General features: G+C 73.2%; 22 protein-coding genes and 1 pseudogene. 10 read left to right on the top strand and 13 right to left on the bottom strand.

Going from position 1 to position 25,871, the window contains the following annotated elements; translation table 11 throughout:
* Positions 1–57: 57 nt before the first annotated feature.
* On the top strand, positions 58–828 hold the full coding sequence (locus AC6CKD_RS22775) for a DUF6227 family protein (RefSeq protein WP_498329439.1): 771 nt from the start codon (positions 58–60) through the stop codon (positions 826–828).
* A gap of 24 nt (positions 829–852) precedes the next feature.
* Here the strand turns inward: AC6CKD_RS22775 and AC6CKD_RS22770 are convergent, their stop codons facing one another.
* The 4 genes from AC6CKD_RS22770 to AC6CKD_RS22755 all read right to left on the bottom strand — a co-directional run bounded on the left by AC6CKD_RS22770 (position 853) and on the right by AC6CKD_RS22755 (position 6,450).
* Positions 853–2,940, bottom strand: coding sequence for a PTS fructose transporter subunit IIABC (locus AC6CKD_RS22770; RefSeq protein WP_498329438.1), 2,088 nt, complete (start codon positions 2,938–2,940; stop codon positions 853–855).
* Positions 2,937–3,890: a 1-phosphofructokinase gene (gene pfkB, locus AC6CKD_RS22765; protein WP_498329437.1), complete on the bottom strand. Its 954-nt coding sequence runs from the start codon at positions 3,888–3,890 to the stop codon at positions 2,937–2,939. Before pfkB ends, AC6CKD_RS22770 begins: the two co-directional genes overlap by 4 nt.
* Positions 3,887–4,648, bottom strand: coding sequence for a DeoR/GlpR family DNA-binding transcription regulator (locus AC6CKD_RS22760; protein WP_498329435.1), 762 nt, complete (start codon positions 4,646–4,648; stop codon positions 3,887–3,889). The genes pfkB and AC6CKD_RS22760 overlap by 4 nt, the downstream gene beginning before the upstream one ends.
* Before the next feature lie 155 nt (positions 4,649–4,803).
* On the bottom strand, positions 4,804–6,450 hold the full coding sequence (locus AC6CKD_RS22755; protein WP_498329434.1) for an MFS transporter: 1,647 nt from the start codon (positions 6,448–6,450) through the stop codon (positions 4,804–4,806).
* Between the two features lie 62 nt (positions 6,451–6,512).
* On the opposite strand from AC6CKD_RS22755, the gene AC6CKD_RS22750 reads away from it, so the two are divergent.
* Positions 6,513–7,508, top strand: a complete 996-nt coding sequence (locus AC6CKD_RS22750; RefSeq protein ID WP_498329433.1) for a helix-turn-helix transcriptional regulator — start codon at positions 6,513–6,515, stop codon at positions 7,506–7,508.
* A gap of 214 nt (positions 7,509–7,722) precedes the next feature.
* Here the strand turns inward: AC6CKD_RS22750 and AC6CKD_RS22745 are convergent, their stop codons facing one another.
* Positions 7,723–8,700 (bottom strand): sigma-70 family RNA polymerase sigma factor, encoded by a 978-nt coding sequence (locus tag AC6CKD_RS22745; RefSeq protein WP_498329432.1) that lies wholly within the window; start codon positions 8,698–8,700, stop codon positions 7,723–7,725.
* Between the two features lie 525 nt (positions 8,701–9,225).
* Here AC6CKD_RS22745 and AC6CKD_RS22740 point away from each other — a divergent pair.
* Entirely contained in the window at positions 9,226–9,870 is a 645-nt protein-coding gene (locus AC6CKD_RS22740) for a Uma2 family endonuclease (protein WP_498329430.1), read from the top strand.
* On the opposite strand, the gene AC6CKD_RS22735 is transcribed toward AC6CKD_RS22740, so the two are convergent.
* The 4 genes from AC6CKD_RS22735 to AC6CKD_RS22720 form a co-directional block, all read right to left on the bottom strand.
* Positions 9,867–10,238 (bottom strand): hypothetical protein, encoded by a 372-nt coding sequence (locus tag AC6CKD_RS22735; protein WP_498329428.1) that lies wholly within the window; start codon positions 10,236–10,238, stop codon positions 9,867–9,869. The two genes, AC6CKD_RS22740 and AC6CKD_RS22735, sit on opposite strands and share 4 nt — an antisense overlap.
* Positions 10,231–11,037: a dioxygenase family protein gene (locus AC6CKD_RS22730; protein ID WP_498329426.1), complete on the bottom strand. Its 807-nt coding sequence runs from the start codon at positions 11,035–11,037 to the stop codon at positions 10,231–10,233. Before AC6CKD_RS22730 ends, AC6CKD_RS22735 begins: the two co-directional genes overlap by 8 nt.
* 134 nt (positions 11,038–11,171) lie before the next feature.
* On the bottom strand, positions 11,172–12,707 hold the full coding sequence (locus tag AC6CKD_RS22725) for an MFS transporter (protein ID WP_498329425.1): 1,536 nt from the start codon (positions 12,705–12,707) through the stop codon (positions 11,172–11,174).
* A gap of 87 nt (positions 12,708–12,794) precedes the next feature.
* Positions 12,795–13,598 carry a TetR/AcrR family transcriptional regulator gene (locus AC6CKD_RS22720; protein ID WP_498329423.1) on the bottom strand — a complete coding sequence of 268 codons (804 nt, stop codon included), beginning with the start codon at positions 13,596–13,598 and terminating at the stop codon, positions 12,795–12,797.
* 267 nt (positions 13,599–13,865) lie between these two features.
* Here AC6CKD_RS22720 and AC6CKD_RS22715 point away from each other — a divergent pair, with 267 nt between their 5' ends.
* From AC6CKD_RS22715 to AC6CKD_RS22695, 5 genes are all read left to right on the top strand, one after another.
* The gene (locus AC6CKD_RS22715) at positions 13,866–15,146 is read left to right on the top strand and encodes a M6 family metalloprotease domain-containing protein (RefSeq protein WP_498329421.1); all 1,281 of its coding nucleotides are present in this window, start codon (positions 13,866–13,868) and stop codon (positions 15,144–15,146) included.
* 149 nt (positions 15,147–15,295) lie between these two features.
* Entirely contained in the window at positions 15,296–16,216 is a 921-nt protein-coding gene (locus AC6CKD_RS22710; protein ID WP_498329419.1) for a zinc-binding dehydrogenase, read from the top strand.
* Entirely contained in the window at positions 16,213–16,692 is a 480-nt protein-coding gene (locus AC6CKD_RS22705; RefSeq protein WP_498329417.1) for a RidA family protein, read from the top strand. Before AC6CKD_RS22710 ends, AC6CKD_RS22705 begins: the two co-directional genes overlap by 4 nt.
* Before the next feature lie 275 nt (positions 16,693–16,967).
* Positions 16,968–18,707 carry a PucR family transcriptional regulator gene (locus AC6CKD_RS22700; RefSeq protein WP_498329416.1) on the top strand — a complete coding sequence of 580 codons (1,740 nt, stop codon included), beginning with the start codon at positions 16,968–16,970 and terminating at the stop codon, positions 18,705–18,707.
* A 66-nt stretch (positions 18,708–18,773) separates the two neighbouring features.
* Positions 18,774–19,502 (top strand): tyrosine-protein phosphatase, encoded by a 729-nt coding sequence (locus tag AC6CKD_RS22695; protein ID WP_498329414.1) that lies wholly within the window; start codon positions 18,774–18,776, stop codon positions 19,500–19,502.
* Between the two features lie 49 nt (positions 19,503–19,551).
* Here the strand turns inward: AC6CKD_RS22695 and AC6CKD_RS22690 are convergent, their stop codons facing one another.
* The 4 genes and pseudogenes from AC6CKD_RS22690 to AC6CKD_RS22675 form a co-directional block, all read right to left on the bottom strand.
* Entirely contained in the window at positions 19,552–20,820 is a 1,269-nt protein-coding gene (locus AC6CKD_RS22690; protein ID WP_498329412.1) for an ABC transporter permease, read from the bottom strand.
* The gene (locus AC6CKD_RS22685; protein WP_498329410.1) at positions 20,817–21,548 is read right to left on the bottom strand and encodes an ABC transporter ATP-binding protein; all 732 of its coding nucleotides are present in this window, start codon (positions 21,546–21,548) and stop codon (positions 20,817–20,819) included. The genes AC6CKD_RS22690 and AC6CKD_RS22685 overlap by 4 nt, the downstream gene beginning before the upstream one ends.
* Positions 21,545–23,131 carry an efflux RND transporter periplasmic adaptor subunit gene (locus AC6CKD_RS22680; RefSeq protein WP_498329408.1) on the bottom strand — a complete coding sequence of 529 codons (1,587 nt, stop codon included), beginning with the start codon at positions 23,129–23,131 and terminating at the stop codon, positions 21,545–21,547. The genes AC6CKD_RS22685 and AC6CKD_RS22680 overlap by 4 nt, the downstream gene beginning before the upstream one ends.
* 191 nt (positions 23,132–23,322) lie before the next feature.
* A pseudogene (locus AC6CKD_RS22675) lies at positions 23,323–24,045 on the bottom strand (cation:proton antiporter); the annotation flags it as partial.
* Here AC6CKD_RS22675 and AC6CKD_RS22670 point away from each other — a divergent pair.
* Positions 24,020–24,811, top strand: coding sequence for an aquaporin (locus tag AC6CKD_RS22670; RefSeq protein WP_498329407.1), 792 nt, complete (start codon positions 24,020–24,022; stop codon positions 24,809–24,811). The pseudogene AC6CKD_RS22675 and the gene AC6CKD_RS22670 sit on opposite strands and share 26 nt — an antisense overlap.
* Complete coding sequence (locus AC6CKD_RS22665; protein WP_498329405.1) at positions 24,808–25,866, top strand: ArsO family NAD(P)H-dependent flavin-containing monooxygenase; 1,059 nt, start codon at positions 24,808–24,810, stop codon at positions 25,864–25,866. Before AC6CKD_RS22670 ends, AC6CKD_RS22665 begins: the two co-directional genes overlap by 4 nt.
* The last annotated feature ends 5 nt before the right edge of the window (positions 25,867–25,871 follow it).

Here is a 25,871-nt window from a genome sequence, read left to right as displayed (position 1 = left end):
CAGGGGTTACGTTGAGCTTCCGCGAAGTGACGAGCTGCGACGGCCTGGAGACCCACCTTGAGCGATCCGCACGAGACAACCGAGGCGCACCTCGAGCGACTCCTGGGCCGCGCCCTCAACTCCTTCGACCTGCCGGACGAGTTGATCGAGCGGCTCACCACGGCGCTCGCCCACAGGTCCTCGCTCCACACCACCCGCCGCAGCCCGTCGGCGGGACCGTGGCGGGAGATACACCGGCACGCCTACCTGCTGTCCGACGGCGACTCCGTGGTCCTGTGGGAGCTGGCGCACCGCCAGGATCCCGACCTGTCGGTACGGTACGAGGTCTTCGCGAGCAAGGCGGAGACCTGCCTCGCGGCCGCCCGGCTCTTCGGCGAGGTCCCCTCGCAGGTCGCGCGTGACCTCGTGGAGGTGATGGTGGAGGAGGAGCCGGAGAGCGACATCGCCGTGCTGAGCGCGCTGTTCACCCATCCGACCCCGGCCCAGCGGCACCGCGAGTACGCGGCGGAGGAGTCCGCGGACCACGCCCGCCGGGTGCTGCGCCGTGCGGAGAACCCGGACCGGCCGGGCGAGCGGGTGGCCCTGCTGCTGCGGTCGGCTTACGCGCACCAGATCACCCAGGTGTTCGGCACCCGGCAGTGCCTGGCCGACGGGCGGGACGCCGGCTTCAGCCTGTACGAGCACTCCTTCGTCCTCCTGGACGGGAGCGAGGTCAGCCTGTGGGAGGTCGAGCACACGGTGACGCCGGACGGGCGGCACATGTGCGAGGTCTACGAGACCGAAACGGCCGCGCGCGGAGCCATGGAGCTCCGCGCGCGGGTGAGGTGACGGGTACGGGTACGAGGGCGGAGGTCAGGCGGCGGCGGTGACCTTCGCCGGGTCCGGCAGGGGCGCCGCTTCGGCGGCCCCGGCCTGCGGCCGCGGGGTCTCCTCCTGCTTGCGCATCCCCTTGAGGAGGATGACCAGGCCGGCGCTGGTGACCGTACCGGCGGCGATGGCGATCAGGTAGAGCAGCGGGTTGCCGATCAGCGGGATCACGAAAATGCCGCCGTGCGGGGCCCGCAGGGTGCACTCGAAGGCCATCGAGAGCGCTCCGGTGACCGCGCCGCCCACCATGGAGGCCGGGATCACGCGCAGCGGGTCGGCCGCGGCGAACGGGATGGCGCCCTCGCTGATGAAGGAGGCGCCGAGGAACCAGGCGGCCTTGCCGTTCTCCCGCTCGGTCTTGGAGAAGAGCCGGCCGCGGACCGTGGTGGCCAGCGCCATCGCCAGCGGCGGCACCATGCCGGCGGCCATCACGGCGGCCATGACCTTGAGGCTGCCCTCGTTGGGGGTGGCGAGGCCGCCGATGGCGAAGGCGTAGGCCACCTTGTTGAGCGGGCCGCCGAGGTCGAAGCACATCATCAGGCCGAGCACGACGCCGAGGATGACGGCGTTGGCGCCGGAGAGGCCCGACAGCCAGTCGGTGAGGGCCTGCTGGAGCGAGGCGACGGGCTTGCCGACGACCAGGAACATCAGGAACGCGGTGACGGCGGAGCCGATGAGCGGCAGGACGACCACCGGCATGATCCCGCGCAGGGCGGTGGGGATCTTCAGCTGCTGGACGGCGAGGACGGTGCCGCCCGCGATGAGGCCGGCGATCAGGCCGCCGAGGAAACCGGCGTTGATGGTGAGGGCCACGGCGCCGCCGACGAAGCCGGGTACGAGACCGGGCCGGTCGGCCATCCCGTAGGCGATGTAGCCGGCGAGGACGGGGACCAGGAAGCCGAAGGCGAGCCCGCCGGTCTGGAAGAGCAGCGCGGCCCAGCTCGCGGCCTCGGTCCAGACGAAGTGCTCGGCGACCGAGGGGGCGGTGTTGATCTCGTACCCGCCGATGGCGAAGGCGAGGGCGATGAGGAGGCCGCCGGCGGCGACGAACGGGACCATGTAGCTGACGCCGGACATCAGCCACGTGCGGAGCTTGGCGCCGTAGCCGTCCTGTTCTTCCCCGGCCCCTTCGACCGGCGTCGGGGCGCTGGTGGAGGTCTCGCCGCGTTCCGCCTTGGCGCGGGCCTCCCGGAGGAGTTCCGCCGGGCGGTTGATGCCCGCCTTGACGCCTACGTCGACGGTGGGCTTGCCGGTGAAGCGGGCCCTGTCCCTGACCGGGACGTCGTGGGCGAAGACGACCGCGTCGGCGGCGGCGATGGCTTCGGGGGTCAGCTTCGTGAAGCCGGCCGAGCCCTGGGTTTCCACCGTGAGCTCGATGCCCTCCGCTTGTGCGGCCTGGGTGAGTGCCTCGGCGGCCATGTAGGTGTGGGCGATGCCCGTGGGGCAGGAGGTGACGGCCACGATGCGGAAGGGCTGCCCTGCGGGGCTTTCTCCCACCCCGCCCCCTCCCGAAACCGGGGCTTCGCCCCGGACCCCTTCGGGGGCTCCGCCCCCGGACCCCCGCTCCTCAAACGCCGGAGGGGCCGGGTCAGCGGCCGGAGCGGACGGGTTGGCGGCCGGCGGGGTTGGGCCGACCAGGGCGGCGACCTCCTCCGGAGTCGTGGCCGCGCGGAGGGCGGCCACGAAGTCGGGGCGCATCAGGCTGCGGGCCAGGGTGGAGAGGATCGTCAGGTGGGCGTCGTCCGCGCCGGCGGGGGCCGCGATCAGGAAGATCAGGTCCGCCGGGCCGTCCGGGGCGCCGAAGTCCACGCCGGAGGCCGAGCGGCCGAAGGCCAGGGTGGGGGCCGTCACGTGGGCCGACCGGCAGTGGGGGATGCCTATGCCGCCCTCCAAGCCGGTGGGCATCTGGGCCTCGCGCGCCGCCACGTCGGCCAGGAAGCCGTCCAGGTCGGTGACCCGGCCCAGCGCGACCATCCGTTCGGCGAGGGCACGTGCCGCCCCCTCCTTGGACTCGGCGGACAGGTCGAGGTCGACCAGTTCGGCCCGCAGGGGGCACTGCGTCATCTCGCTCATCGCTCGTCGCTCATTTCGGACAGAGGGAGGTCCAGGGGCAGGTCCTGGGTGACACGGACCGCGTCGGGCCGCAGGTCCGAGGGGGCCGGCATGGCGCTGCCGGGAAGCTGGACCGCGGCCGCGCCGTGGGCCAGGGCGGAGGCCAGGGCCGCAGGCCCCGTACCCCCCGCGATCAGGAAGCCGGCGAGGGAGGCGTCGCCCGCGCCGACGTTGCTGCGGACCGAGGAGACGGCCGCCGTGCCGTAGTAGGAGCCCTCCTCGGAGACCAGGAGCTGGCCGTCCGCGCCGAGGGAGGCGAGGACCGCGCCCGCGCCCAGCGAGCGCAGCTCCTCCGCGGCCTTGAGCACGTCGCCGAGGGTGGCCAGGGGCCGCCCGACCGCCGCCGCGAGCTCCGAGGCGTTCGGCTTGATCACGTCGGGGCGGGCCGACAGCGCCGCGAGCAGCGCCGGGCCGGAGGTGTCCAGGGCGATGCGGGTGCCCGCCGCGTGGGCCCGGGTCACGATGTCGGCGTACCACTCGGGGCTCAGGCCGCGCGGGAGGCTGCCGCAGCAGGCGATCCAGGCGGCGCCGCCCGAGCACGTGCGGACCGTTTCCAGGAGGAGCGCCGATTCCGCCGCGGTCAGGGCCGGGCCGGTGGCGTTGATCTTGGTGAGGGTGCCGTCCGGTTCGGCGAGGGAGATGTTGGAGCGGGTCTGGCCGGCGATGGACACCGCCGTGACGTCCACGCCCTGGGCGCCGAGGAGTTCGGCGATCATCGCGCCCGGCGTGCCGCCGAGCGGCAGGACCGCCGTCGTACGGACGCCCGCGGCGGCCACCGCGCGGGAGACGTTCACGCCCTTGCCCCCGGGGTCGACCCGGTCGCCGCTCGCGCGGAGCACCTCGCCGCGGTCCAGCGAGGGGACCTCGTAGGTCCGGTCGAGGGAGGGATTGGGGGTGACGGTGAGGATCATACGAGCACAACTTCCGTACCGGCGGCCTCGATCGCCGCCTTCTGAGCGGGGTCCAGCCCCAGGTCCGTGATGAGGAGGTCGACGTCCGAGAAGGAGCCGAAGCGGGCGAAGTGCTCCTGGCCCGCCTTCGCGGAGTCCGCGAGAAGGACGACGCGGCGGGCGGCGGACAGCACGGCCCTCTTGACGGCCGCCTCGGCGAGGTCGGGGGTGGTCAGACCGCCGTCCGCCGTGAAGCCGTTGGTGGCGACGAAGGCGACGTCGGCGCGGATCTCGGAATACGCGCGCAGCGCCCACGCGTCCACTGCGGCCCGGGTGCGGTGGCGGACGCGGCCTCCGACGAGGTGGAGGTCGATGCCGGTGTGGTCGGCGAGCCGGGCCGCGACGGGCAGCGCGTGCGTGACCACGGTCAGCGCCGTGTCCACCGGGATGCCGGCCGCGAGGCGGGCCACCGTGCTGCCCGCGTCGAGGATGACGCTGCCGCCGTCGGGGAGTTCGGCGAGGGCGGCGGCCGCGATGCGGCCCTTCTCGTCTGCTGCGGTGGCCTCGCGCTCGGTGAGGTCCGGCTCGAAGTCGAGGCGGCCGGCCGGTATGGCACCGCCGTGCACCCGGCGTACGAGCCCGGCCCGGTCCAGGGCCTTGAGGTCACGGCGCACGGTCTCGGCCGTGACCTGGAACTGGTCGGCCAGGGACAGGACGTCGACCCGGCCCGCCTCGCGGGCGAGGCGGAGGATCTCCTGCTGGCGCTCCGGTGCGTACATGTGGTTTCAGATCCGTTCGATGCCCGACTCTGTGGGTTCTCTTGGATCGTACGCCCGCTTGCGTCCGAAAACAAAACAAACGGGCATGCCCGCCAACAGAAGCGGACATGCCCGTCGTCAATGAGGTGCGTCGCGGGTGCGCGGCACCGGCCGTTCTAGCCGGCGTACTCCGTGCCGCCCTCGCGCTCGGCCACGGGGACCGCCTTGCGCGGCAGCATGAACATCACGGAGAAGATCACGACCAGGACGGCCACGACCCACCACATGGCGTTGTGGAACGCGTCGACGTAGGGCGGCCCGAAGACCCGGTCGTCCTCGATGAAGCCGAAGTAGACGACGGAGGTCAGGCCGAGGCCCAGTGCGTTGCCCATCTGGCCGGTGGTGTTGATCAGCCCGGACGCCGAGCCGGCGTGCTCGCGCGGCACTTCGGAGAGCACGGTGTCGGTCAGCGGCGCGATGATCAGGCCCATGCCGGCGCCCATGACGATCAGCGGGGCGGCCATCTGCCAGGAGGTGATGGCCATGCCGTAGCGGTCCGACTCCCAGATGTAGAGCAGTACGCCCGCGGCCATGACCAGTGCGCCGGCCTGGAGCACCTTGCGGCCGAAGCGCGGTACGAGCTTCTGTACGGACACGCCCGCGGCGGCCGAGACGGCGATCGAGAACGGGATGCCGGTGGAGCCCGCCTTCAGGGCGCTCCAGCCGAGGCCCATCTGCATGTAGAGCGTCCAGACCAGGAAGAAGATGCCGGTCGCGAGGCCGAAGGTCAGCTGGACGGCGATGCCGCCCGCGAAGCTCTTGACCTTGAAGAGGGAGAGCTCCACGAGCGGGGAGCCGTCCTTGCGGATCTTGTGCTTCTCGTAGGCGATGAAGGCGCCGAAGACCAGCGGCGAGGCGATCATGCAGACGAAGCCCCACACGGGCCAGTCGTTCTCGCGGCCGTGGGTGAGCGGGAAGATCAGCATGACCAGGGCGAGGGTGGCGAGCACGACGCCCACCAGGTCCAGGCGCAGCGCCTTGGGGGCCTTGGACTCCGAGATGAACTTGCGGCCCAGGATCACGCCGGCGATGCCGACGGGCAGGTTGATCAGGAAGATCGGGCGCCATTCGAGACCGAGGATGTTCCACTCGGTGAGCAGTGCGCCGAGCATCGGGCCCGAGACGGCGCCGAGGCCGATGATCGCGCCGAACAGGCCGAAGACCTTGCCGCGCTCGTGCGGCGGGAAGGTGACGTGGATGATCGCGAGCACCTGCGGGACCATCATGGCCGCCATGCCGCCCTGGAGGATGCGGGCGGCGACGAGCACGTCGGGGTTGGGGGCCAGCCCGCAGAGCAGCGAGGCCGCGGTGAAGCCGGATATGCCGAGGAGGAAGAGGCGCTTGCGGCCGTAGATGTCACCGAGACGGCCGCCGGTGATCAGGCCGGCGGCGAACGCGAGGGCGTAGCCGGCGGTGATCCACTGGATGGCGCTGGTGGAGGCGCCGAGGTCCTCGCGCATCCGGGGTATCGCGATGTTGACGATCGTGACGTCGACCAGGTCCATGAAGGCGGCGGTCATCACGATGGCGAGAGCGATCCAGCGGCGGCGGTCGGCGGGGGCCTGGGGCTCGCTGTTCGCGTCTGCGTCGGCGCCTGCGCTTGCGCCTGCTCCTGCTCCTGCTCCTGCGCCGAGGGGATCGCCGATCGCTACGGCGCCGCCGGTCTTGCTGGTCGAGATGGTCTTTGCGGGAAGGTCGTTCCGCTCTTCTTGTACGGGCCCGTTCTTTCCTTCGGGCGATGACTGGGTCGTCTCGGTGCTCATGAAGAGAAACCTAGACGGCATGTAGGTCAGTTGGTGTCCTATTTGACTGGCACCTTTGAACCATGACCGACACCCCGGCCCGCCTCCTCTCCCTGCTCTCCCTGCTCCAGACCCCGCGCGAGTGGCCGGGGAGCGAGCTGGCCGAGCGGCTGCGGGTGAGCGCCCGCACGATCCGGCGCGACATCGACCGGTTGCGGGAGCTGGGGTATCCGGTGGAGGCCACGCTGGGTGCGGAGGGCGGCTACCGGCTCGTGGCGGGCGCCGCGATGCCGCCGCTCGTCCTGGACGACGAGGAGGCCGTCGCGATCGCGGTGGGGCTGCGGGCGGGAGCCGGGCATGCCATCGAGGGCGTGGAGGAGGCCTCCGTACGGGCCCTCGCGAAGCTGGAACAGGTCCTGCCGGGGCGGCTGCGGCGGCGGGTGGGGGCGCTGCAGTCGGCGACGGTCGCGGTGACCCGGGGCGACGGGGCGAGCGTGGATCCGCGGACGCTGACGGCGATCGCCTCGGCGGTGGCGGGTCCGGAACGGCTGCGGTTCGCGTACCGGGCGCGGGACGGGGTCGCCTCACGGCGGCTGGTGGAGCCGTACCGGCTGGTCAGCACCGGGAGCCGGTGGTACCTCGTGGCCTACGACATGGAGCGCGGGGACTGGCGGACCTTCAGGGTGGACCGGATGAGCGAGCCGTACGCGACGGGGTCGAGGTTCGTGGCGCGGGAGCTGCCGATGGACGCGGTGGACTTCGTGCGGCGGGGGTTGCGGGGCGGGGAGTCCGCGTCGTCCACGTACCGGGTCGACGTCACCTTCGCGGAGGCGGCGGGGCTGCCGGAGTGGGTGCGGGAGTTCGCGGTTCCCCTGGCCGGGGAGGGGGCCGGGGATTCCGGGGATGGCGCCGGGGATGGCGCTGGCGTGCGGGTGCGGTTCGAGTCGGCGGACTCGCCGGAGTGGCTGGTGGCGCGGCTGGCGCTGGCGGGGGTGCGGTTCACCGTGCACGGGCCGGAGGTTCTGGTGGAGGCCGCGCGGGCGCTGGGTGCGCGGCTCGCGGAGGCGGCGGGGGCGTAGCGGAGGCGCTGCCCTGCGGGGCTGGTCCCCTGCCCACCCTTCCGCCGTTCCCTGGGGCTCCGCCCCAGACCCCGCTCCTCAAACGCCGGAGGGGCTGGGATGGGGCGGGGCCGTCGGAGGGGCGGGGCGGGGGTGGATCGGGCGAAGGGGAGCCCCCGGCGCCTGGGGGGGATAGGCGCCGGGGGCTCGTATGCGGGGCTTCGTCTGGGGCCGGTCAGGCCACCGCGTCGAAGCCGGTGTCGCGGGCCATCTTCTTCAGTTCGAGCAGCGCGTGCTTCTCGATCTGGCGGATCCGCTCGCGGGTCAGGCCGTGCTGCTTGCCCACTTCGGTCAGCGTACGCTCTCGACCGTCGTCGATGCCGTAACGCATCTTGATGATCGACGCGGTTCGCTGGTCCAGCTTGCCCAGCAGGTCCTCCAGCTCCTCGCTGCGCAGCAGGGAGAGGACGGACTGCTCCGGGGAAATCGCCGAGGTGTCTTCCAGCAGGTCGCCGAACTGCGTGTCGCCGTCCTCGTCCACACCCATGTTGAGGCTGACCGGGTCGCGCGCCCAGTCCAGGACGTCGCCGACGCGCTTCTCCGTCGTGTCCAGCTCGGCGGCGATCTCCGCGTGCTCCGGGTCCCGGCCGTTCTCGCGGTTGAACTCGCGCTGGACCCGGCGGATCCGGCCGAGCTCCTCCACCAGGTGGACGGGCAGGCGGATGGTGCGGGACTGGTCGGCGATGGAGCGGGTGATCGCCTGGCGGATCCACCACGTGGCGTACGTGGAGAACTTGAAGCCCTTGGCGTAGTCGAACTTCTCCACCGCGCGGACCAGGCCGGCATTGCCCTCCTGGATGAGGTCGAGGAGCGGCAGCCCGCTGCGCGGGTAGCGGCGGGCCACGGCGACGACCAGGCGGAGGTTGGACCGGATGAAGACTTCCTTGGCACGCTCGCCCTCGGCGGCCAGGAATTCGAGCTCCTCCCGGGAGGGCTTCTTGCCCTTGCGCTCTATCGCGCCGTCGAGGATCTGCTGGGCGTACACGCCCGCCTCGATGATCTGCGAGAGCTCCACTTCCTTGGCGGCGTCGAGCAGCGGGGTACGCGCGATCTCATCCAAGTACATGCCGACCAGGTCGCGGTCTGCGATCTCCCCGCTCCCGGCACGAGCGCTGCTCGTGGACTGACGACGGGCGACGGCGCGGGTTGCCATGCGTGCTCCCTTGCGATGAGTTCGGTCGCTGTGGTGCGGTGGTTCGGCTGCGGTGGTTCGGCGGCCCGGACACTCTCCCGAGTGACCGCTTCCGAAGGAAACAACGACTGGAATCGGGACAGAATTCCCACGTCGCTCCCTGTTTTTCGAGATCTTGCAGTATCCTGCCCCGCCATCCCTCGGTTCGAGGGGAGGGGTGATGCCGCCGGACTCGAAGATCCGCAGGTCAGGGCGGGAATTACGGCCGCCCCCAGAGGGCCGGCGCACCCGTGCGGGCGGGGCGACGTGAGACCACCGTCACACTTGACAGGGCCGCATTCGCCCCGCCGCGGTACCGCCACCCACTGCGCTCCTACCCCAAGAGACGGCCGTCACCGGCTTCTGGTTGCCTCGGCCGGCGGTGGCCTACCCGTCCGAGTGAAGCTGCGGCATATTCCTCCGGCATGACCGGGGCGCTCCCCGAGCATCGGAGAGTCGCTTGTGCCGTCCGGCCTGCGACGCCCACACTCAGAGGAGGTGCTGCACATGACCGCTCTCGCCCACGAGACGCTGGAGGCCGTAATGCCGAAGGTCGCGACTCCCCCGTCGGACCTTGACGACGTCCTGTGGCACGCATGGAAGGCCATGGAACTCCCCGAGGGCTACCACGCCGAGATCGTCGAGGGGTTCATCGAGGTGTCACCCACGGATCGCTTGTCGCACAGCCAGATCGCCAACCGGCTTCGCCGCGCCTTGGACAAGTTCCTGGACCGGAGCGAGTTCGCGGCCTTCCAGGACACCAACGTCATTCAAGCGCGGAAGGCCTGGATCCCCGATGTCCTGGTGGCGCCCGAGGACGCCGAAGAGCACGGCAGCGAGGACGGGATCGGCATCAAGGCCTCCGCCGTCCAATTGATCGCAGAAGTCGTCTCCCCCGGCAGCGACGGCATTTCGCGCGACCGCACCCGCAAGCGGCGCGAATACGCGCGGGCGGGCATTCCCGTCTACGTCCTCATCGACGACCACGACGAGCACGGCATCGTGACCGTGCTGACCGCCCCCGATCCCGACCAAGCCATCTACGGCGACGAGGTCCGGGCGGGCTACGGCGCCACGGCCACCATCCCGAGCGGGCCCGCCAAGGGGTTCACCATCGGCGAGGACATCACCGGGCCACCCCGCGTCCCCTAACCAGGGCGGGTGGAGACCTGGGGGCAGGCGCGGCAGGCTCGAGGACCCGACTGGGTCCACCACGTGCAGCGCGGGCGGAGGTGACAGGCCGGGAGGGGGGATCCGGACTGCGAGGTGACCGTCAGGCGGGCGGCCAGGGTGCAGGTGTCGCCCGCGCGGTTGAGGCAGTGCGGGACGCAGTGCGAGGCCAGGCGCAGCAGGCGGCGCGGTTCCACGCCGGGTGGGAGTCCGGCCAGGGCCTCTGCCGCCGGGCGGGGTTCGGGGAGGTAGGCCGGGGGCCCGTCCGGGCCCGCGCGGACGGCGAGGACCACCGACTCCGGCGCGTACGCCGAGCCGCTGGGGCACCAGAGCTGCTCGTGGTCAGCCAAATTGCAGGGACCGCTTCGAGAGGCCCATCCAGAAGCCCGAGACCGGGGTGGTGGCGGTGGCGAGGTCGGATTCCGCGGCGCCCAGGGTGACGAAGAGGGGGGCGAAGTGTTCGGTGCGCGGGTGGGCCAGACGGCCGGCCGGGGACTTGGCTTCGAAGTCCAGCAGGGCGTCGACGTCGGAGGCGGCCAGCGCCTCGTGGCCCCAGGCGTCGAATTCGGCGGACCACGACGGGACGCCGGGGCCGGTGTGGCGCAGGGCGGCCAGGTTGTGGGTGAAGAAGCCGCTGCCGACGATGAGGACGCCCTCGTCGCGGAGCGGGGCCAGCTTGCGGCCGATCTCCATCAGGCGGCGCGGGTCCAGCGTCGGCATTGATATCTGGAGCACCGGTATGTCGGCCTCGGGGAACATCTCCACGAGCGGGACGTACGCGCCGTGATCCAGCCCGCGGTCGGGGATGTCCTGGACGGGGGTGCCCGGGGCCTTCAGGAGTTTGCGGACCGCCGCGGCCAGCTCGGGGGCGCCCGGGGCGTCGTAGCGGACCTGGTAGTAGTGCTCGGGGAAGCCCCAGAAGTCGTACACCAGCGGGACCGGCTCGGTGGCTCCGAGGGCGAGCGGGGCCTCCTCCCAGTGGGCGGAGACCATCAGGATCGCGCGGGGGCGGGGGAGGCCCGCGGACCAGGCGGCCAGTTCGCCGGGCCAGAGCGGGTCGTCCGCGAGGGGCGGGGCTCCGTGGCTCAGGTACAGCGCAGGCATCCGGGTCCGGGCGGGGGTGGGGGCCATGGTTTCGGGCGTCGGCATCGGAACTCCAGGAATCGTCGCGGCGGGGCCGCCACACAAAGACTAACCCCGCATCGTTCAAATTTGAACGATGCGGGGTCATCAGTCATTCCCGTACCCGGAAGCGGGGCCCGGCCCCTCGTGCGAAGAGGGGGTCAGTGGGCGATCACCGGGATCTTCATGTCGGCGTCCGCGCCCTCGGCGACCGGGTCGCCCGCCCCCGGCTTGCCGGTGGTGATGAGGGTCAGGGCGATGAGCGAGCTGGCGACCAGGATGCCGACCGCCCACCAGATCGCGGAGGAGTAGCCCTCCACCATGGCCTGGGCCTGGATCAGCTTCGCGGCCGGGCCGCCCGCCGCGGCCTCGGCGGCGTGGTCGGCCAGGTACGCGGTCGTCGCGGAGGCGGCGATCGTGTTCAGCAGGGCGGTGCCGATCGCGCCGCCCACCTGCTGCGAGGTGTTGACCATCGCGGAGGCCACACCGGCGTCGGCCGGGTTCACCCCGTACGTGGCCAGGGACATGGCGGGCATGAACGCCGTACCCATGCCGAGGCCCAGCAGCAGCTGCGCCGGCAGGATCAGCGCCGGGTAGGAGGAGCCGACCTCCAGCTGCGTCAGCAGCAGCATGCCGCTGGCGGCGACCATGAAGCCGGGGCCCATCAGCAGGCGCGGGGGGACCCGCGTCATGAGGCGGGCGCCGATCTGCGTGGAGCCGGCGATCATGCCCACGATCATCGGGAGGAAGGCGAAGCCGGTCGTGACGGGCGAGAAGCCCTTGACGACCTGGAGGTAGTAGGTGAGGAAGAGGAACAGGCCGAACATCGAGATGACGGCGAGGCCCAGCGAGAGGTAGACGCCGCCGCGGTTGCGCTCCAGCAGGACGCGCAGCGGGAGCAGCGGGTGGGCCGTACGGGACTCGACGAAGACGAACGCCCCGAGCAGCACGACGGAGGCGATGAACATGCCCACGGTGAGGCCGTCCGACCAGCCGGCCGACTCGGCGCGGGTGAAGCCGTAGACGAGGGCGACCAGACCGGTCGTGGACAGCAGGACGCCGGGGATGTCGAGCGGTGCGCGGTTGCGGCCGCCGGCCGGCTCGCGGATGATCATCCAGGCGCCGACGGCGGCGATGATCGCGAACGGGATGTTGACGAAGAACGTCCAGCGCCAGTTCAGGTACTCGGTGAGGACGCCGCCGAGGATCAGGCCCACGGCGCCACCGCCACCGGCGATCGCACCGTAGATGCCGAAGGCCTTGGCGCGCTCCTTGGCGTCGGTGAACATGACGGCCAGCAGCGAGAGCGCGGCGGGCGCGAGCAGTGCGCCGAAGGCTCCCTGGAGGGCACGGGCGCCCAGCATCATGGCCTCACCCTGTGCGGCGCCGCCCAGCGCGGAGGCCAGGGCGAAGCCGATGAGGCCGACTATGAAGGCGTTCTTGCGGCCCCACTTGTCGGCGATGCGGCCGCCGAAGAGGAGCAGTCCGCCGAAGGCCAGCGCGTACGCGGTGATGACCCACTGGCGGTTGCCGTCCGAGATGCCGAGGTCGGTCTGGGCGGACGGCAGCGCGATGTTCACGATGGTGGCGTCGAGGACGACCATCAGCTGCGCCAGGGCGATGAAGACCAGGGCCTTCCAGCGACTGGGATCGGCGGCGGCAACGGACAGCGGCGGATTCGCGGCTGTTTTTGACATGGGGGTACCCACTTCGTGGTGCGAGATGACTGAAAAGGGAGAATCAGGACTGTGGTGGTGCGGCGCTCACGGGCGCGACCCGGGGCATCACATGGTTTGCCGCCTCAGATCCGCCAGCGTGGTCGCCGAGCCCGGCAGTGCGGAGCGGGCGGGGGCGCTCAAACCGTCGAGGAAGAGCTGGAGATGACGGTGGACGAGGACGTCCGCGTCGAAGCAGGCGGTGCCCGGGAGGGGGCGGCTGAGCTGCGACAGCGCGATCAGCAGGTCGCCGAGGCCGATGTCCGTGCGCAGCAGCCCGGAGGCGCGGCCGGCGGCCAGCAGGGCCTCGACCGCCTCCTCCAAGGCCTCGCGGGAGGCGACCAGTTCGGGGTGGTCGTGGTCGAACTCGCTGGAGAGCACGGGGCACAGGGCGCCGATCCGCTCGTCGGCCGCCGCGTGCGTGAACCGGCACAGGGCGGCGAAGGCGTCCGGCTCTTCGGCGAGCGAGTCGACGGCCAGCCCGGTCACCCGGTTCAGGCCGAAGAGCACGACGTGGTGGATCAGGGCCGGGCGGTCGGGGAAGTGCCGGTAGAGCGTGGCGTTGCCCACCCCGGCCCGGCGGGCGATCTCGTCGAGGGGGGCGGCCGGGCCGAACTCCACGAGCACGTCGCGGGCGGCGGTCAGGATGCGCTCCCGGTTGCGGACGGCGTCGGCGCGCGGACGCGGGACGGAGTCCGCGCCGGTACGGGCCCGCTTGCCCGCCGCCTTGACCGCCGCCTTGACCTTGCCCGCAGCCGCTCCCACGGCCGCGCACGCACCCGCCGGAGCCGCGGCCGGAGCCGTGAGGCCGAGGTCGGCCTCCGGGCCCGGTACGGGCAGGGCCGCCGGATCGGTGGTGGCGGGGCTCTTCATGGACGGCTCTCCTGGCGGGGTGACGAGTAGGTCCGCTCACCCTTTCGAAACGGGGAGCAGTTCCCCGGTTCGCGGGGACTCTGGTTCAAACGGGGAGAGGGTCCCCGCTTATTTCACTCTCCCGTGTGACCTGGGTCACACGACTCCGGGCCTTTTGATCTCGTTTGGCCTCTTCCGGCGCGCGAGCCCGCCCCAGCCGTCGGAGGGTGAGCCCACAGAGCGCAGTCCGGACCCGGCCGGCTGCCGCGGACCCGAAGGCCGGTCTCCATGCCGCAGACGCGCCACCGGATACGCAAGACGAGCCGCACCAGCGCCTACATCGGCATCACCGCGCTGGCCCTCGGCGTCACGGCGACGGCGAGCGCGGGCATATCCGGCCGCAGCCATTCGGCGGCCGGGCCGGTGGCCGCGACCAGCGCCGAGTCGATGCTCGCGCCCTGCCGAATCTCCGGCGCGATGGGCGTGCAGATGTCCGAGGGGCTGCCGACGGCGCCGGGGTACTCGCGCTCGACCGGCGAGGTCCGGGCGCTGAACCTGATGATCGACTTCCCCGACGCCAAGGGCGAGGGCACGGCGGCCGACCGGCTGGCGGAGTTCTTCCCGCAGACGTCCGACTGGTTCCGCGTCAGCTCCTACGGGCGGCTGACCTACCGGGCCGAAGCGCCGATGAACAAGTGGCTGCGGATGCCGATGCCGTTCGCGGCGTACGGGATCGAGCGGGGTTCCGCGTACGAGCCCGGCTACCGCCAGCTCGTCGAGCACATCATCAAAACCTCCGACGACGAGGTCGATTTCTCCCGGTACGACCTGATAAATATCCTGGTCACCCCGAACGCCGGACCCTCCGCGCTCGACACCGTCCTCTCCGTCACCTTCTCCGGAAACGGCGAGGCCCCGATGGCCGACGGCGTCCCGCTCTCCAACACGTCCTTCGTCTACAGCCGGCAGGACGACGGCTCCGGCTCCTACCGGGAGACCGGCTACCGCGTGCTCCCCCACGAGAACGGGCACGTCTTCGGCCTGCCCGACCTCTACACCGCCGACGGCGGCGGCACGGTGGGGCACTGGGACATCATGAGCGAGGACTGGGGCGCCAACAACGACCTGCTGGGCTGGCACAAGTGGAAGCTGGGCTGGCTCGACAGCAGCCAGATCAGCTGCGCCGGGAAGTCCGGGGTCAGCGACCACGTGCTGTCCCCGCTGGCCGTGGAGGGCGGCACCAAGCTGGCCTTCATCCCCATCTCCGAGAGCGCCGGGTACGCGGTGGAGGTGCGCACCCGCGCCGGGAACGACGAGGCCGTCTGCAAGCCCGGAGTGCTCATCTACAAGGTGGACTCCGACGTGGACACCGGCCGCGGGCCCGTCACGGTCTCCGACAGTTCCGACGCGAGCGGCGGCTGCACCCGGCGGTCCAACGTGCACGCCGAGCTCTCGGACGCGCCGTTCCGGCCGGGCGAAACCTTCACCGACGAGAAGTCGGGCATCAGCGTCTCGGTGGTGGGCGAGCTGCGCACCGGCAGCTACCAGGTCCGGGTCACCCGTCCGTGAGGGCGGGCTCCGCGGACGGGACGGGACGAGCAGCGGCTCCACGTGCTGACGCTCGGCCCGCCCGATAGCGACCTACGGCCCCCCGCCGGACCGGATCCGTACCCGCATGGTGGGAAACCGAGCCGTGTAACGACGTAGTAGGGAGACGCATGAAGGCCTTCGCGCTGCGCCGTACCGGTGAGCCGCCCGCCGTACTGGAACGGCCCCTCCCCCACCCGCGGGCGGGCGAGGTCCTCGTACGCACCACGGCCGCGCTCCTCTGCGCCTGGGACGGGCACACCGCCGCCGGGGCGCCCGCCGGGCTCGGCCACGAGGCCGTCGGCGTGGTCGACGCCGTCGGCCCCGGGGTCTGCCCCTCCTACGTCGGCCGACGCGTGGGCGTCGAGGGCCACGGGCGGCTCGCCGAGTTCTTCCGCGCCCCGGCGGCCGGGGCCGGGCTGGTCCCGCTCCCCGACACGATCTCCGACCACCAGGCCCTCTACGCGGCGGGCGCGCTCCCCACCGGCTTCGCCGCCGCCGAGGAGTCCGGCCCGCCCCCGGGCGCGAGCGTCGTCGTCTTCGGCCAGGGCGCGGTCGGGCTCAGCGCGACCGTCGCCGCCGGCCGGCTGCGCGGGGCCCGCGTCATCGCCGTCGAGCCGGAGATGAAGCGCCAGCGCCTCGCCCTGCGGTTCGGGGCCGACGTGGTGATCGACCCGGCCTACGAGGACACCGCCGAGCGGATCCTGGAGCTGACCGGCGGCGCCGGCGCCGACCGCGCGATCATGGCGACGGCCGCGCCCGCCGCCGCGAGGGCCGCCCGCGAGGGGCTCTCGGGGAGCGGCAGGATCACGTACGCCCGCTGCCGGCCGCCGCGGAGCAGCGGGGCGCGGCTCGCGCGGGCGCTGCACCTGATCGGGGACGGGCTGGTGGACCCGACGGTGATCACCACGCACGAGTTCCCGTTCCACCGGGTCGGGGAGGCCTTCGGGCGGCTCGCCGCCAAGGAGCCGGGCATGATCAAGCCGGTCATCCTCTTCCCTCGGCCTGCCCCCTCCTCCTCCCCCCGTGACCAGAAGGAGATCCGAGCATGACCAGCACCCCCGAAGAGCGGCTCGCCGCGGCCGGACTGAAGCTCCCGCCGACCCCCTCGCCGGTCGCCGTCTACGTCCCCGCCGTACAGAGCGGGCACTACGTGTACACCTCCGGCCAGCTCCCGATGGTCGACGGCGCCCTCCCCCTCACCGGGAAGGTCGGCGCCGAGGTCACCCCGGAGCAGGCCAGGGAGCTGGCGCAGCAGTGCGCGCTGAACGCGCTGGCCGCCATCACCTCCGTCGCCGGGGACCTCTCCGCCGTGAAGCGCGTGGTCAAGGTGGTCGGCTTCGTGGCGAGCGAGCCGCACTTCACGGGGCAGCCCGGCGTGCTCAACGGCGCGAGCGAGCTGCTGGGCACCGCCTTCGGCGACGCGGGCATCCACGCCCGCAGCGCGGTCGGCGTGAGCGTGCTGCCGCTGGACTCGCCCGTCGAGGTGGAACTCCTCGTGGAACTGCACGCTCCGATGGGCCTCTAGGGCCTGTCGGCCCGACCCGTCGTCAGGGGCGGCCGGACTGCCCGCGGGTGCGGCGCTCGTGTCCGGTGGGTCCGCCCCGGATCCCGGAGTCCTCGAGGGCCGATCGGCACCAGCGGGCAGTGCCGAACGGCCCCCGGCCGTCACCGATCCCATGAACCGGGGTCATCGAACTCACCCCGATTTCCGTGGAATTACCTCAACGTAAAGGCCTGACCTGCGGTTCAGCGGGGAGAGGTCGCGAACGCGGCCGTACCGGCGCATGGCAGGCTGGAGCCATGAGGCTGCGTGATCTGCTGTCGTCCGAAGAGGCCCAGTCGCCTGCGGACCCGTGTCTGCTGCGCCTGCTGCGCCTGCCCGACGGCGAGCGGGACCTCGACCGGCCCGTGCTGGGCACGGTGACCATCGACCTGCCCGACCCGGGGCGGTTCGTGTCCCCGGGCGACCTGGTGCTGTCCGGACTGGCCTGGCACCGCCAGGACGCGGGGGCCGACCGGTCCGACGCGTTCGTCCGGGTCCTCGTGGAGGCGGGCGCCGTGGCGCTGGGCGCGGGCGAGGCGCGGTTCGGCCACGTCCCCGACGATCTGGTGGCGGCCTGTGCCCGGTACGGGCTGCCGCTCCTCGCGGTGGGCGTGGAGGTGCCGTTCACCTCGGTCACCGAGTACGTGGCGCGCGGCCGCACCGAAGAGCGGATCGGCGGCCTCGCCGCGCTCGTGGACCGCCACCGGCGCTTCAGCGCCGACCGGCAGGCCGGGGCGGGGGCCGACGCCCTGCTCGAACTGCTGCTGGCCGAGCTGGACCTGCGCGCGCACATCCTCTCCCCGACCGGCCGCCAGATCGCGGGCGCACGGCCGCCGCTGCCGGAGAAGACGGCCTCGGCGCTGGCCGGGCGGTTCCTGGCCGCCGAACGGGCCGGCGAGCGGGCCCCGCACCGCACGGTCGCGCGCGGGACGGCCTTCTCCCTGTTCCCGGTCCGCGCCGGTACCGGGGACGGGGACTCCGCTCCCGGCGCGGCGCTGACCGACTGGCTGATCGCCGTCGAGGCCGACAGCGCCGACTGGAACGACGAACGCGTCGACCTGCTGGACCAGCTCGCGCGGCTGGTCTCGGTGGAGCGCGGCGGCCGCGACACCGACCGCACGATGCGGCGGCGCGCCGCCGAACGGCTGCTGGCGCTGGTCGGCTCGGCCGCCGGAGGGGAGAGCGGGCAGTCGCTCTTCGACGAAGAGGAGGCGGCGGCCCGGCTCACGGCGGGGGCCGCCGGCCGGGAAGGACAGGAAGGCCCGGGAGGCCCGGGAGGCCCGGGAGGCCCGGGAGGCCCTCTTCGCTGGCAGGCCGTGTCGGCCCGGCTGGAGGCGAGGGGGGCGCACGGGTTCCCCGTAGCGGCGTCCGTACGCGACCTGCTGGAGGAGGTCCTGCTGCATCCGCGCTGCCTGGGGCCGGAGGCCGGACCGCGGATGGCCGTCACGGCGGCCGGGGACGGGGCCGAGGCCGTCGCCTTCGTGCTCGTCGGGGCGGACACGGCGCTGACCCCCGATGCCGTCGTACGGGTCGCGGGCGGCTCGCTGCCCCGCGGGCTGCGGGCCGGAGAGCGGCTGGCCTTCGGCGTCAGCGATCCGGTGGGCGGGGCAGCGGAGTTGCGGCACGCGCTCGCGCAGGCCCGTAACGCCCGGCAGGTCGCGGCCCCTTCGGAACCGGTCGCCGCCTGCGGGCCGGACGATCTCGCCGCACACGTCATGTCGCTGCTGCCGCTGATCCCGGCCGAGGTCCGGAGGGAGTTCAGCCGCCGGCTGCTGGCCCCGCTGACCGACTACGACCGGCGCTACCGCTCCGACCTGGTGCCCACCCTGCGGTCCTTCCTGGAGCACGACGGCTCCTGGGCGCGCTGCGGCGAGGCACTGCACCTGCACGTGAACTCGCTGCGCTACCGGATCAGCCGCATCGAGGCGCTGACCGGGCGCAACCTGAGCCGGCTGGAGGACAAGATGGACTTCGCGGCGGCCCTGCGGATGCGGTGAGCCGCGAGGAGTAGCCTCTCGGTCCGCAGGAAGATCATCGGCACGCCATCGAGGGGGATCCGCCGCATGACCCGCCACATCGAGTTCGAGCGACTGCACAACTTCCGTGATCTGGGCGGCTATCGCTCGGAGGACGGCTCCACCGTCGTGTGGGGCGCCCTCTACCGGGCGGACTCGCTCGGCAAGCTCGCGGGCGCCGACTGGGAGCGGTTCCTGGCCCTCGGCGTGCGGACGGTCATCGACCTGCGCTACCCCTGGGAGATCGAGGCCAAGGGGCGGATACCGGAGCCCGAGCGGTTCACGTACGCCAACCTCAGCATCGAGCACCGGCCGTACGACCAGGCCGAGATCGACCCGGACACCGACCCGTGGCGGTTCCTCGCGGACCGGTTCGCCGAGGTCGCCGAGGACGGGGTCGCCGAGATCCGCGCCGCGATCGAGCTGCTCGCCGAGGGCCCCGGGCCGGCGGTCTTCCACTGCACCTCGGGCAAGGACCGCACCGGCCTGATCGCCGCACTCGCCCTGACCCTGCTCGGCGTCGACGAGGAGCAGATCCTCGCGGACTTCGCCCTGACCGAGCTGGCGACCGCCCGGCTGGCGGCCGACTGGCACACCGCCCACCCTGGCCGAACCATGCGCTGGCCCTCCTACGGGCGCGCGCCCGCCGAGATCCTGCGTCTGACCCTGGCCGATCTCGCCATCCGTCACGGCTCGGTCCACGCCTACCTCGCCGACGAGGTCGGCATCACCCCGGCCACGACGGAGCGGCTGCGGGCCCGGTTCCTGACACGGTGACGCCGGGGCGCCTGGAGGGCGGGGAGCCCCGGGGCCGGGACGGCACGCGTCAGCGGCGCAGCGCCTCGGCCGGCTGGACCCGACCGGCCCGCCAGGCGGGGTAGATGCCGGCCAGCAGGCCCGTCACCAGGCCGAGCGCGGGAGCGGCCGCGACGATTCCGGGGTGCAGTACGGGCGTCCAGTCGCGGACCAGGGCCACCGCGACGACGGTGACCGTGCCGAGGGCGGTGCCGATCAGGCCCCCGAGACTGCCGAGGGCCGCGGATTCCGCGAGGAACTGTGCGGTGACGTGCCGGGTACGTGCGCCCAGGGCCCGGCGCAGCCCGATCTCGCCGGTGCGTTCCATGACGGCGACGAGGGTGGTGTTGGCGATGCCGATCGTGCCGATGAACAGGCAGAGGGAGGCGAGGAGGAGGAACAGCTCGTCGAGATCGGCGGTGACGTGCGCGCGCAGGGTCCTGGGGTCGGGCGGCGGGACGGCCTTGAAGTACTCGGGGTGCGAGGGCGAGAGGGCGGTCGGCGCCTCGGCGGCTACCTGCGCGGCCGCCCCCAGCCGGGTGGAGACGAGCATCCTGGCATCGCCCTTCGGGACGCCCCAGAGCTCCTGGGCCGTGGAGCGCGGGACCACCACGGACAGCAGCAGGTCGGCCTTGCGCTCGACGTCCTCGACGATCCCGATGACGGTGAACCCGTGGTCGCCGATGAAGACGGCCGGCCGGGTCTCCAGGGTGGTGATGCCGAGACGGGACGCCGTACCGCTGCCGATCACGGCCACGCGCTGCTCGGTGGCTTCGTGCCAGGCGTCGTGGACCCGGCCCTGGGCGAGGGTGGGGCCCGCCGCAGCGAGCGCTCCGGCAGACGCGGCGACGACCGGGAGGTCTCCGGCCCCCGCGCCGGCCGCCGGACCGCCGACCGGGGTGGACCGTACGGCCTGGCCCGCGCCGAGGCGGACGGTCCAGTAGACGCCCGCGTGCCGTACGCCGTTGAGGCGGGACACCCGCGCGTCGGCGTCGGGCGGGAAGGCCGTGTCCAGGAACTCGTTCGTCTGCGCCGAGACGTCCTCGACGGTCACCTCGGTCGCCGTCAGCGTGTTGAACCGCTCGTCGATCTGCGAGGAGGCCGTGGCCGTCAGCCCGAGGACGGCCACGAAGGTACCCACGCCGAGGACGGTGCCCACCGCGGTGAGTGCCGAGCGGCCCGGGCGTTGCAGGACGCCGGCCAGGCACTCCGAGAGCAGTTCCCGCCAGGCGAACCGGGAGCGCGGGACGGGGCGTACGGGGCGGGCGGGGAGGCGGAGCGGGAGCCGGGGGCGGTTCACCGGCGGACCAGTTCGCTCAGTACGCCGTCGCGGACGGCCACGGTGCGGTCGCCGCGGGCCGCCACCGCGGGGTCGTGGGTGATGACCACCACCGTCATGCCGTCCCGGTGCAGCTCGCCGACCAGCTCCAGGATCGAACCGGCCGTGGTGGTGTCGAGGTTGCCGGTCGGCTCGTCGCACAGCAGCAGCGAAGGGGCACCCACCAGCGCCCTGGCGATGGCCACGCGCTGGCGCTCGCCGCCGGAGAGGGTGGTCGGCAGCGCGTCCGCCCGGTGGCCGAGGCCGACCCGGTCGAGCGCTTCCCGGGCCCTGGCCCGCCGCTCCCCCCGGCCGCTCCCCCGGTAGACCAGGGCCAGGGCGACGTTCTCCCAGGCGGTGCGGTGCGGGAGCAGGTGGAACGCCTGGAAGACGAAGCCGATGCGCCGGGCGCGCAGGGCCGTACGGTCGGCGTCCCGCAGCGTTCCGGTGTCGACCCCGTCCAGCAGGTAGCTGCCGCTGGTGGGGGCGTCGAGCAGCCCGACGATGTTGAGGAACGTGGACTTGCCCGCTCCGGAGGGCCCCACGACGGTCAGGAACTCTCCCCGTTCCACGACGAGGTCGCAGGGGGCCAGGGCCGCCACTGGCGGGGGGCCGGGGTAGGTCAGACCCGCCTGCCGGAGTTCGACGACGGCGGCGGGGGCGGGGAGGGGGACCGACAGAGCCACGGGGGCCGAGGCTCGCGGCGTCATCGCCCCTTCTCCGGCCCGGAGGTCCGGGTGCCGGTCGCCCCGCCGCGCACGCCCACGACGGCGCGCTCGCCCTCGGTCAGGCGGTCGCCCTCGGTGGGCCTGACCTCGACGTGGCCGTCGCCGGTCGTTCCGGTGGCCACCCGCACCCGGCGGCGTACGCCGTCCGCCTCCAGCACGGTCACGTACGTCCTGCCGTCCACCGCGGCCGAAACCGCCGAAACCGGCACCACCAGGACCGCGCCGCCCGTCGATGCCGCCTTGATCGTCAGGCGCACGTCCTGGCCGGCCAGCCTGGGGTCCAGCGGCTCCTTGGGCTGGACGACCATCAAGTAGCCCTTGGGGCCGGCCTGTTGCTGACCCGGGGGCTGTCCCGGGCCGGTGGCCGGCTGCTCCTGGCCCAGAGTGTCGGCGACCGAGGTGACCGAGGCCGACGCGGTCACGCCGATGACCTCGGACACGATCTCCACCTGCCGCCCCGGCTGCACCAAACCCCTCTGGTACTCCTGGAGGTGGCCGTTGACCACGAGGGCTCCGGCCGACACGGTGAGCACCTTGCCGGACACCTGCGCCCCGACCTTGGCGGCGATCGAGTCCACCCGGGCGGGGAAGCTCGACAGGAAGACCACCTCCGCGACGGGCAGTACGGGGCCGGCCGCCGCGAGCACCTCCGCCAGTTGGTCCCGCGCGGTGCTCAGGTCCTCCTCGGCACGCTCGACCTGCTTGCGCAGTTCGCCCAGGTCGGCCTCGGGGGCGGGGGCGGGACCGGAGCCCTTGCCGTCCACCGCGCGCGGATCGGCTCCGCGAGCGCCCGGCGAAGCTCCCGGGGCGACGGACGGAGCTGCGGACGGGGCGGCGGACGGGGCTGCGGACGGGGCGGCGGACGGGGCGGCCGGCGGTGCAGTCGAGGCCGCCTTCCCGGCCCGGGCCGCGGCGTCCCGGGCGTCCTCCACGGCGCGCTGCGCCGAGGTCAGGGCCTTGCGCGCGTCGGCCACCGAGGCGTTCCCGTCGGTCAGCGCGGGCAGCGGGTCGTAGCCGGCGGAGGCGTAGAGCGCCGCCAGGGCCGCCTTCGTACCCTCCCCGAACCGGCCGGCCCGGTCGGCGCCCGTGCCGTGGCCCAGCCGGGCGAGCGCCTGCTGCAGTTGGGCGACGTCGCCGCCCTCGGAGCCGGGCTTGAGGTCCCGGTACGCCGGCAGGGTGCCCCGTAGCGCGATGACCGGGCGCCCGGAGACCTCCAGGAGCACCTGGCCCTCCTCGGCCCGGCCCCCCACGGCGACCGGCAGCTTCGTGACGACGGCGCCGGCCGCGCCGGGGGCTCCGCCGACCGGGGTGACGTCCACGGACTGCTGGGCGGTGACCGTCCCGCGCACGACCACCGAGGCCACGAGCACCCGTTGTTCCACGGGGGCCGTCAGCACGCTCGGCGGCGGGGCCGCGGAGTCCGCGGCGGCCTGGGCCGGCGACTTGATCACCTGCGCGACCGCCACCCCGATTCCGGAGAGCAGCACGGACCCGGCCGCCACCCCGACGACCCATCTGCGCCGGCGCGGGAGCCCCGTGGGCGGCGGCTGCTGCTGGTCATTCATCCGGAAGGCCCCCCGCGCGCTGCCAATTCCTGTTCCGCCGACGGGTTTTGGAGCCCGTCGGCGGCAAGGCGATCATTAGATCACCACGACTCACCGGCAAAAGAGACAGTCCGGGACATGCGAGCGATCACAGTTGGATAAAAGCGCAAGAGCCCGGCCGCCGGCGCGTGAGGCGCCCCTACCGCCCCCGCTCACGCGCGGCCGGCCGGATCCTGGGCCTGGTCCTTGAGCTCCTCCGGGGATCCCGGCAGCGTGGGCACCGCGGCCGGGGAGTCCGCGGGCGCCGGGGTGCGGCGGCTGCCGGCCCAGAGGGCCACGGGTTCGGTGTAGCGGGCGGTCAGGGGCCCGATCACGACGAGGATCAGCACGTACGCGGTGGCGAGCGGCCCCATGGCGGGCTCGATGCCGGCGGTGACGGCGAGGCCCGCGATGACGATGGAGAACTCGCCGCGGGCCACGAGGGTGCCGCCGGCCCGCCAGCGCCCCTTGACCCCGATCCCCGCGCGCTTCGCCGCCCAGTACCCGGTCGCGATCTTCGTGCCGGACGTGACCACGGCGAGTGCCAGCGCGGGCAGCAGCACGGGCGGGATGCTCGCGGGGTCGGTGTGCAGGCCGAAGAAGACGAAGAACACGGCTGCGAACAGGTCCCGCAGGGGGCTGAGCAGTGCGTGGGTGCCCTCGGCGACCTCGCCGGAGAGGGCGATGCCGACGAGGAACGCGCCGACCGCGGCGGACACCTGGAGCTGCTGGGCGATGCCCGCGACGAGCAGGGTCAGGCCGAGGACCACGAGGAGGAGCTTCTCGGGGTCGTCGCTGGAGACGAAGCGGGAGATGTGGCGTCCGTAGCGGACCGCGATGAACAGGACCGTGCCGGCGACGCCGAGGGCGATGGCCAGGGTGGCACTGCCAACCGCACCCGCAGCGGACACCGCGATACGCGCCGACGCGCCCCAGCCCGTACCCGGCGCCACGCCGCCCGCCACCCCGCTGGTGGCCCGCGCCGCCGCCGAACTCGTCGGAACGGCCGCACTGGTCGCGATCGTCGTCGGGTCCGGCATCCAGGCGACGAAGCTCACCCAGGACGTGGCCCTGCAACTGCTGGCCAACTCCACCGCCACGGTCTTCGGCCTCGGCGTCCTGATCGCCCTCCTCGGCCCGGTCTCCGGAGCCCATTTCAACCCGGTGGTCAGCCTCGCCGAGTGGTGGACCGGCCGCCGCCGCGGCGAGGGCGTCACAGCCCGCGAGCTGGCCGTCTACGTTCCCGTGCAGGTCGTCGGCGCCGTCGCGGGCGCGATCCTCGCCGACGCCATGTTCGGCGAGCCCCTGGTGAAGTGGTCCACGCACGACCGCTCCGACGGGAACCTGCTGCTCGGCGAGGTCGTGGCCACCGCCGGCCTGATCCTGCTGATCTTCGGCCTGGCGCGGACGGACCGCCTGCGCTTCGCACCGGTCGCGGTGGCCTCGTACATCGGTGCCGCGTACTGGTTCACCTCCTCCACCTCCTTCGCCAACCCCGCGGTGACCATCGGCCGCGCCTTCACCGACACCTTCGCGGGCATCGCCCCCGCCTCGGTCCCGGCGTTCGTCGGCGTGCAGCTCGTCGGTGCGGTCGTGGGCCTGGCCCTGGTCGCGGTCATCTTCATGCGCGGCAAGACGGACGGCGGGTCGCCCTCCGCATGACACGGCAGACGGACGTGCTGGTGATCGGCGGCGGCCAGGCCGGGCTCGCCGCCGGCTACCACCTGCGCGGCCTGGGCATCGAGCACGTCATCCTCGACGCCCAGACGACTCCCGGTGGGGCCTGGCAGCACACCTGGGACTCGCTGCGGCTGTTCTCGCCGGCCGCGTACTCCTCGCTGCCGGGCCGCTTCATGCCCGTCCAGGAGGGGGAGGTCCATCCCGACGCGGCGCACGTCGTCTCGTACCTCGCGGACTACGAGAAGCGGTACGAGCTTCCCCTCCAGCGGGGCGCGTGGGTCTCGGCCGTCCACCGCGACGGCGACCGCCTGCGCGTGGAGACCGACTCCGGCGACTGGCGCGCCCGCGCGGTCATCAGTGCCACCGGGACCTGGACCCGCCCCTTCCTGCCGGCCATCGCGGGCCGGCTCGAGTTCCGGGGCCGCCAGTTCCACACCGTGCAGTACCGCAGCCCGGCCGAGTTCGCCGGGCAGCGGGTCATCGTGGTGGGCGGAGGCAACTCCGGAGCCCAGATCGCCGCCGACCTCGCGCCCGGTACGCAGCTGACCTGGGTCACCCAGCGCCCGCCCCGCTACCTCGCCGACGACATCGACGGCCGGGCCCTCTTCTATGCCGCCACCGCCCGCCGCACGGCGCTGGACGCGGGCAGCACCGACACCGGCGGGGTCGCCACCCTCGGCGACATCGTGGCCGTGCCTCCCGTACGCGCTGCCCGCGATACCGGACTCCTGCACGCGAAGCCGATGTTCGCCCGGCTCACCGCCACCGGCGCCGAGTGGGCCGACGGCACCTTCGCCGAAGCGGACGCGGTCATCTGGTGCACCGGCTTCCGCCCCGCGCTCGCCCACTTCGCGGCGATGCGCCTGCGTGGCGCCGACGGTCACATCACCACCGTCGGCACCCGGGCCGTCGACGAGCCGCGGCTGCACCTGCTCGGCTACGGCGACTGGACCGGCCCGGCCTCCGCCACCCTCATCGGAGTGGGCCGCCCGGCCCGCGACGCGGCCCGCGAGATCGCCGATCTGTTGGGCCGCTGACGCGC

The sequence above is a fragment of the Streptomyces sp. GQ60 genome, from assembly GCF_059758875.1.
Note: the sequence above shows the minus strand (reverse complement) of the source record. Positions and strands in the feature narration are given on the sequence as shown.

Excerpts from the sequence above, each read along its gene's own strand:
- AC6CKD_RS22770 (WP_498329438.1), bottom strand. The coding sequence starts at position 2,940 with ATGAGCGAGATGACGCAGTGCCCCCTGCGGGCCGAACTGGTCGACCTC.
- pfkB (WP_498329437.1), bottom strand. The coding sequence starts at position 3,890 with ATGATCCTCACCGTCACCCCCAATCCCTCCCTCGACCGGACCTACGAG.
- AC6CKD_RS22760 (WP_498329435.1), bottom strand. The coding sequence starts at position 4,648 with ATGTACGCACCGGAGCGCCAGCAGGAGATCCTCCGCCTCGCCCGCGAG.
- AC6CKD_RS22755 (WP_498329434.1), bottom strand. The coding sequence starts at position 6,450 with ATGAGCACCGAGACGACCCAGTCATCGCCCGAAGGAAAGAACGGGCCC.
- AC6CKD_RS22750 (WP_498329433.1), top strand. The coding sequence starts at position 6,513 with ATGACCGACACCCCGGCCCGCCTCCTCTCCCTGCTCTCCCTGCTCCAG.
- AC6CKD_RS22745 (WP_498329432.1), bottom strand. The coding sequence starts at position 8,700 with ATGGCAACCCGCGCCGTCGCCCGTCGTCAGTCCACGAGCAGCGCTCGT.
- AC6CKD_RS22740 (WP_498329430.1), top strand. The coding sequence starts at position 9,226 with ATGACCGCTCTCGCCCACGAGACGCTGGAGGCCGTAATGCCGAAGGTC.
- AC6CKD_RS22730 (WP_498329426.1), bottom strand. The coding sequence starts at position 11,037 with ATGCCGACGCCCGAAACCATGGCCCCCACCCCCGCCCGGACCCGGATG.
- AC6CKD_RS22725 (WP_498329425.1), bottom strand. The coding sequence starts at position 12,707 with ATGTCAAAAACAGCCGCGAATCCGCCGCTGTCCGTTGCCGCCGCCGAT.
- AC6CKD_RS22720 (WP_498329423.1), bottom strand. The coding sequence starts at position 13,598 with ATGAAGAGCCCCGCCACCACCGATCCGGCGGCCCTGCCCGTACCGGGC.
- AC6CKD_RS22715 (WP_498329421.1), top strand. The coding sequence starts at position 13,866 with ATGCCGCAGACGCGCCACCGGATACGCAAGACGAGCCGCACCAGCGCC.
- AC6CKD_RS22710 (WP_498329419.1), top strand. The coding sequence starts at position 15,296 with ATGAAGGCCTTCGCGCTGCGCCGTACCGGTGAGCCGCCCGCCGTACTG.
- AC6CKD_RS22705 (WP_498329417.1), top strand. The coding sequence starts at position 16,213 with ATGACCAGCACCCCCGAAGAGCGGCTCGCCGCGGCCGGACTGAAGCTC.
- AC6CKD_RS22700 (WP_498329416.1), top strand. The coding sequence starts at position 16,968 with ATGAGGCTGCGTGATCTGCTGTCGTCCGAAGAGGCCCAGTCGCCTGCG.
- AC6CKD_RS22695 (WP_498329414.1), top strand. The coding sequence starts at position 18,774 with ATGACCCGCCACATCGAGTTCGAGCGACTGCACAACTTCCGTGATCTG.
- AC6CKD_RS22685 (WP_498329410.1), bottom strand. The coding sequence starts at position 21,548 with ATGACGCCGCGAGCCTCGGCCCCCGTGGCTCTGTCGGTCCCCCTCCCC.
- AC6CKD_RS22680 (WP_498329408.1), bottom strand. The coding sequence starts at position 23,131 with ATGAATGACCAGCAGCAGCCGCCGCCCACGGGGCTCCCGCGCCGGCGC.
- AC6CKD_RS22670 (WP_498329407.1), top strand. The coding sequence starts at position 24,020 with ATGGCCAGGGTGGCACTGCCAACCGCACCCGCAGCGGACACCGCGATA.
- AC6CKD_RS22665 (WP_498329405.1), top strand. The coding sequence starts at position 24,808 with ATGACACGGCAGACGGACGTGCTGGTGATCGGCGGCGGCCAGGCCGGG.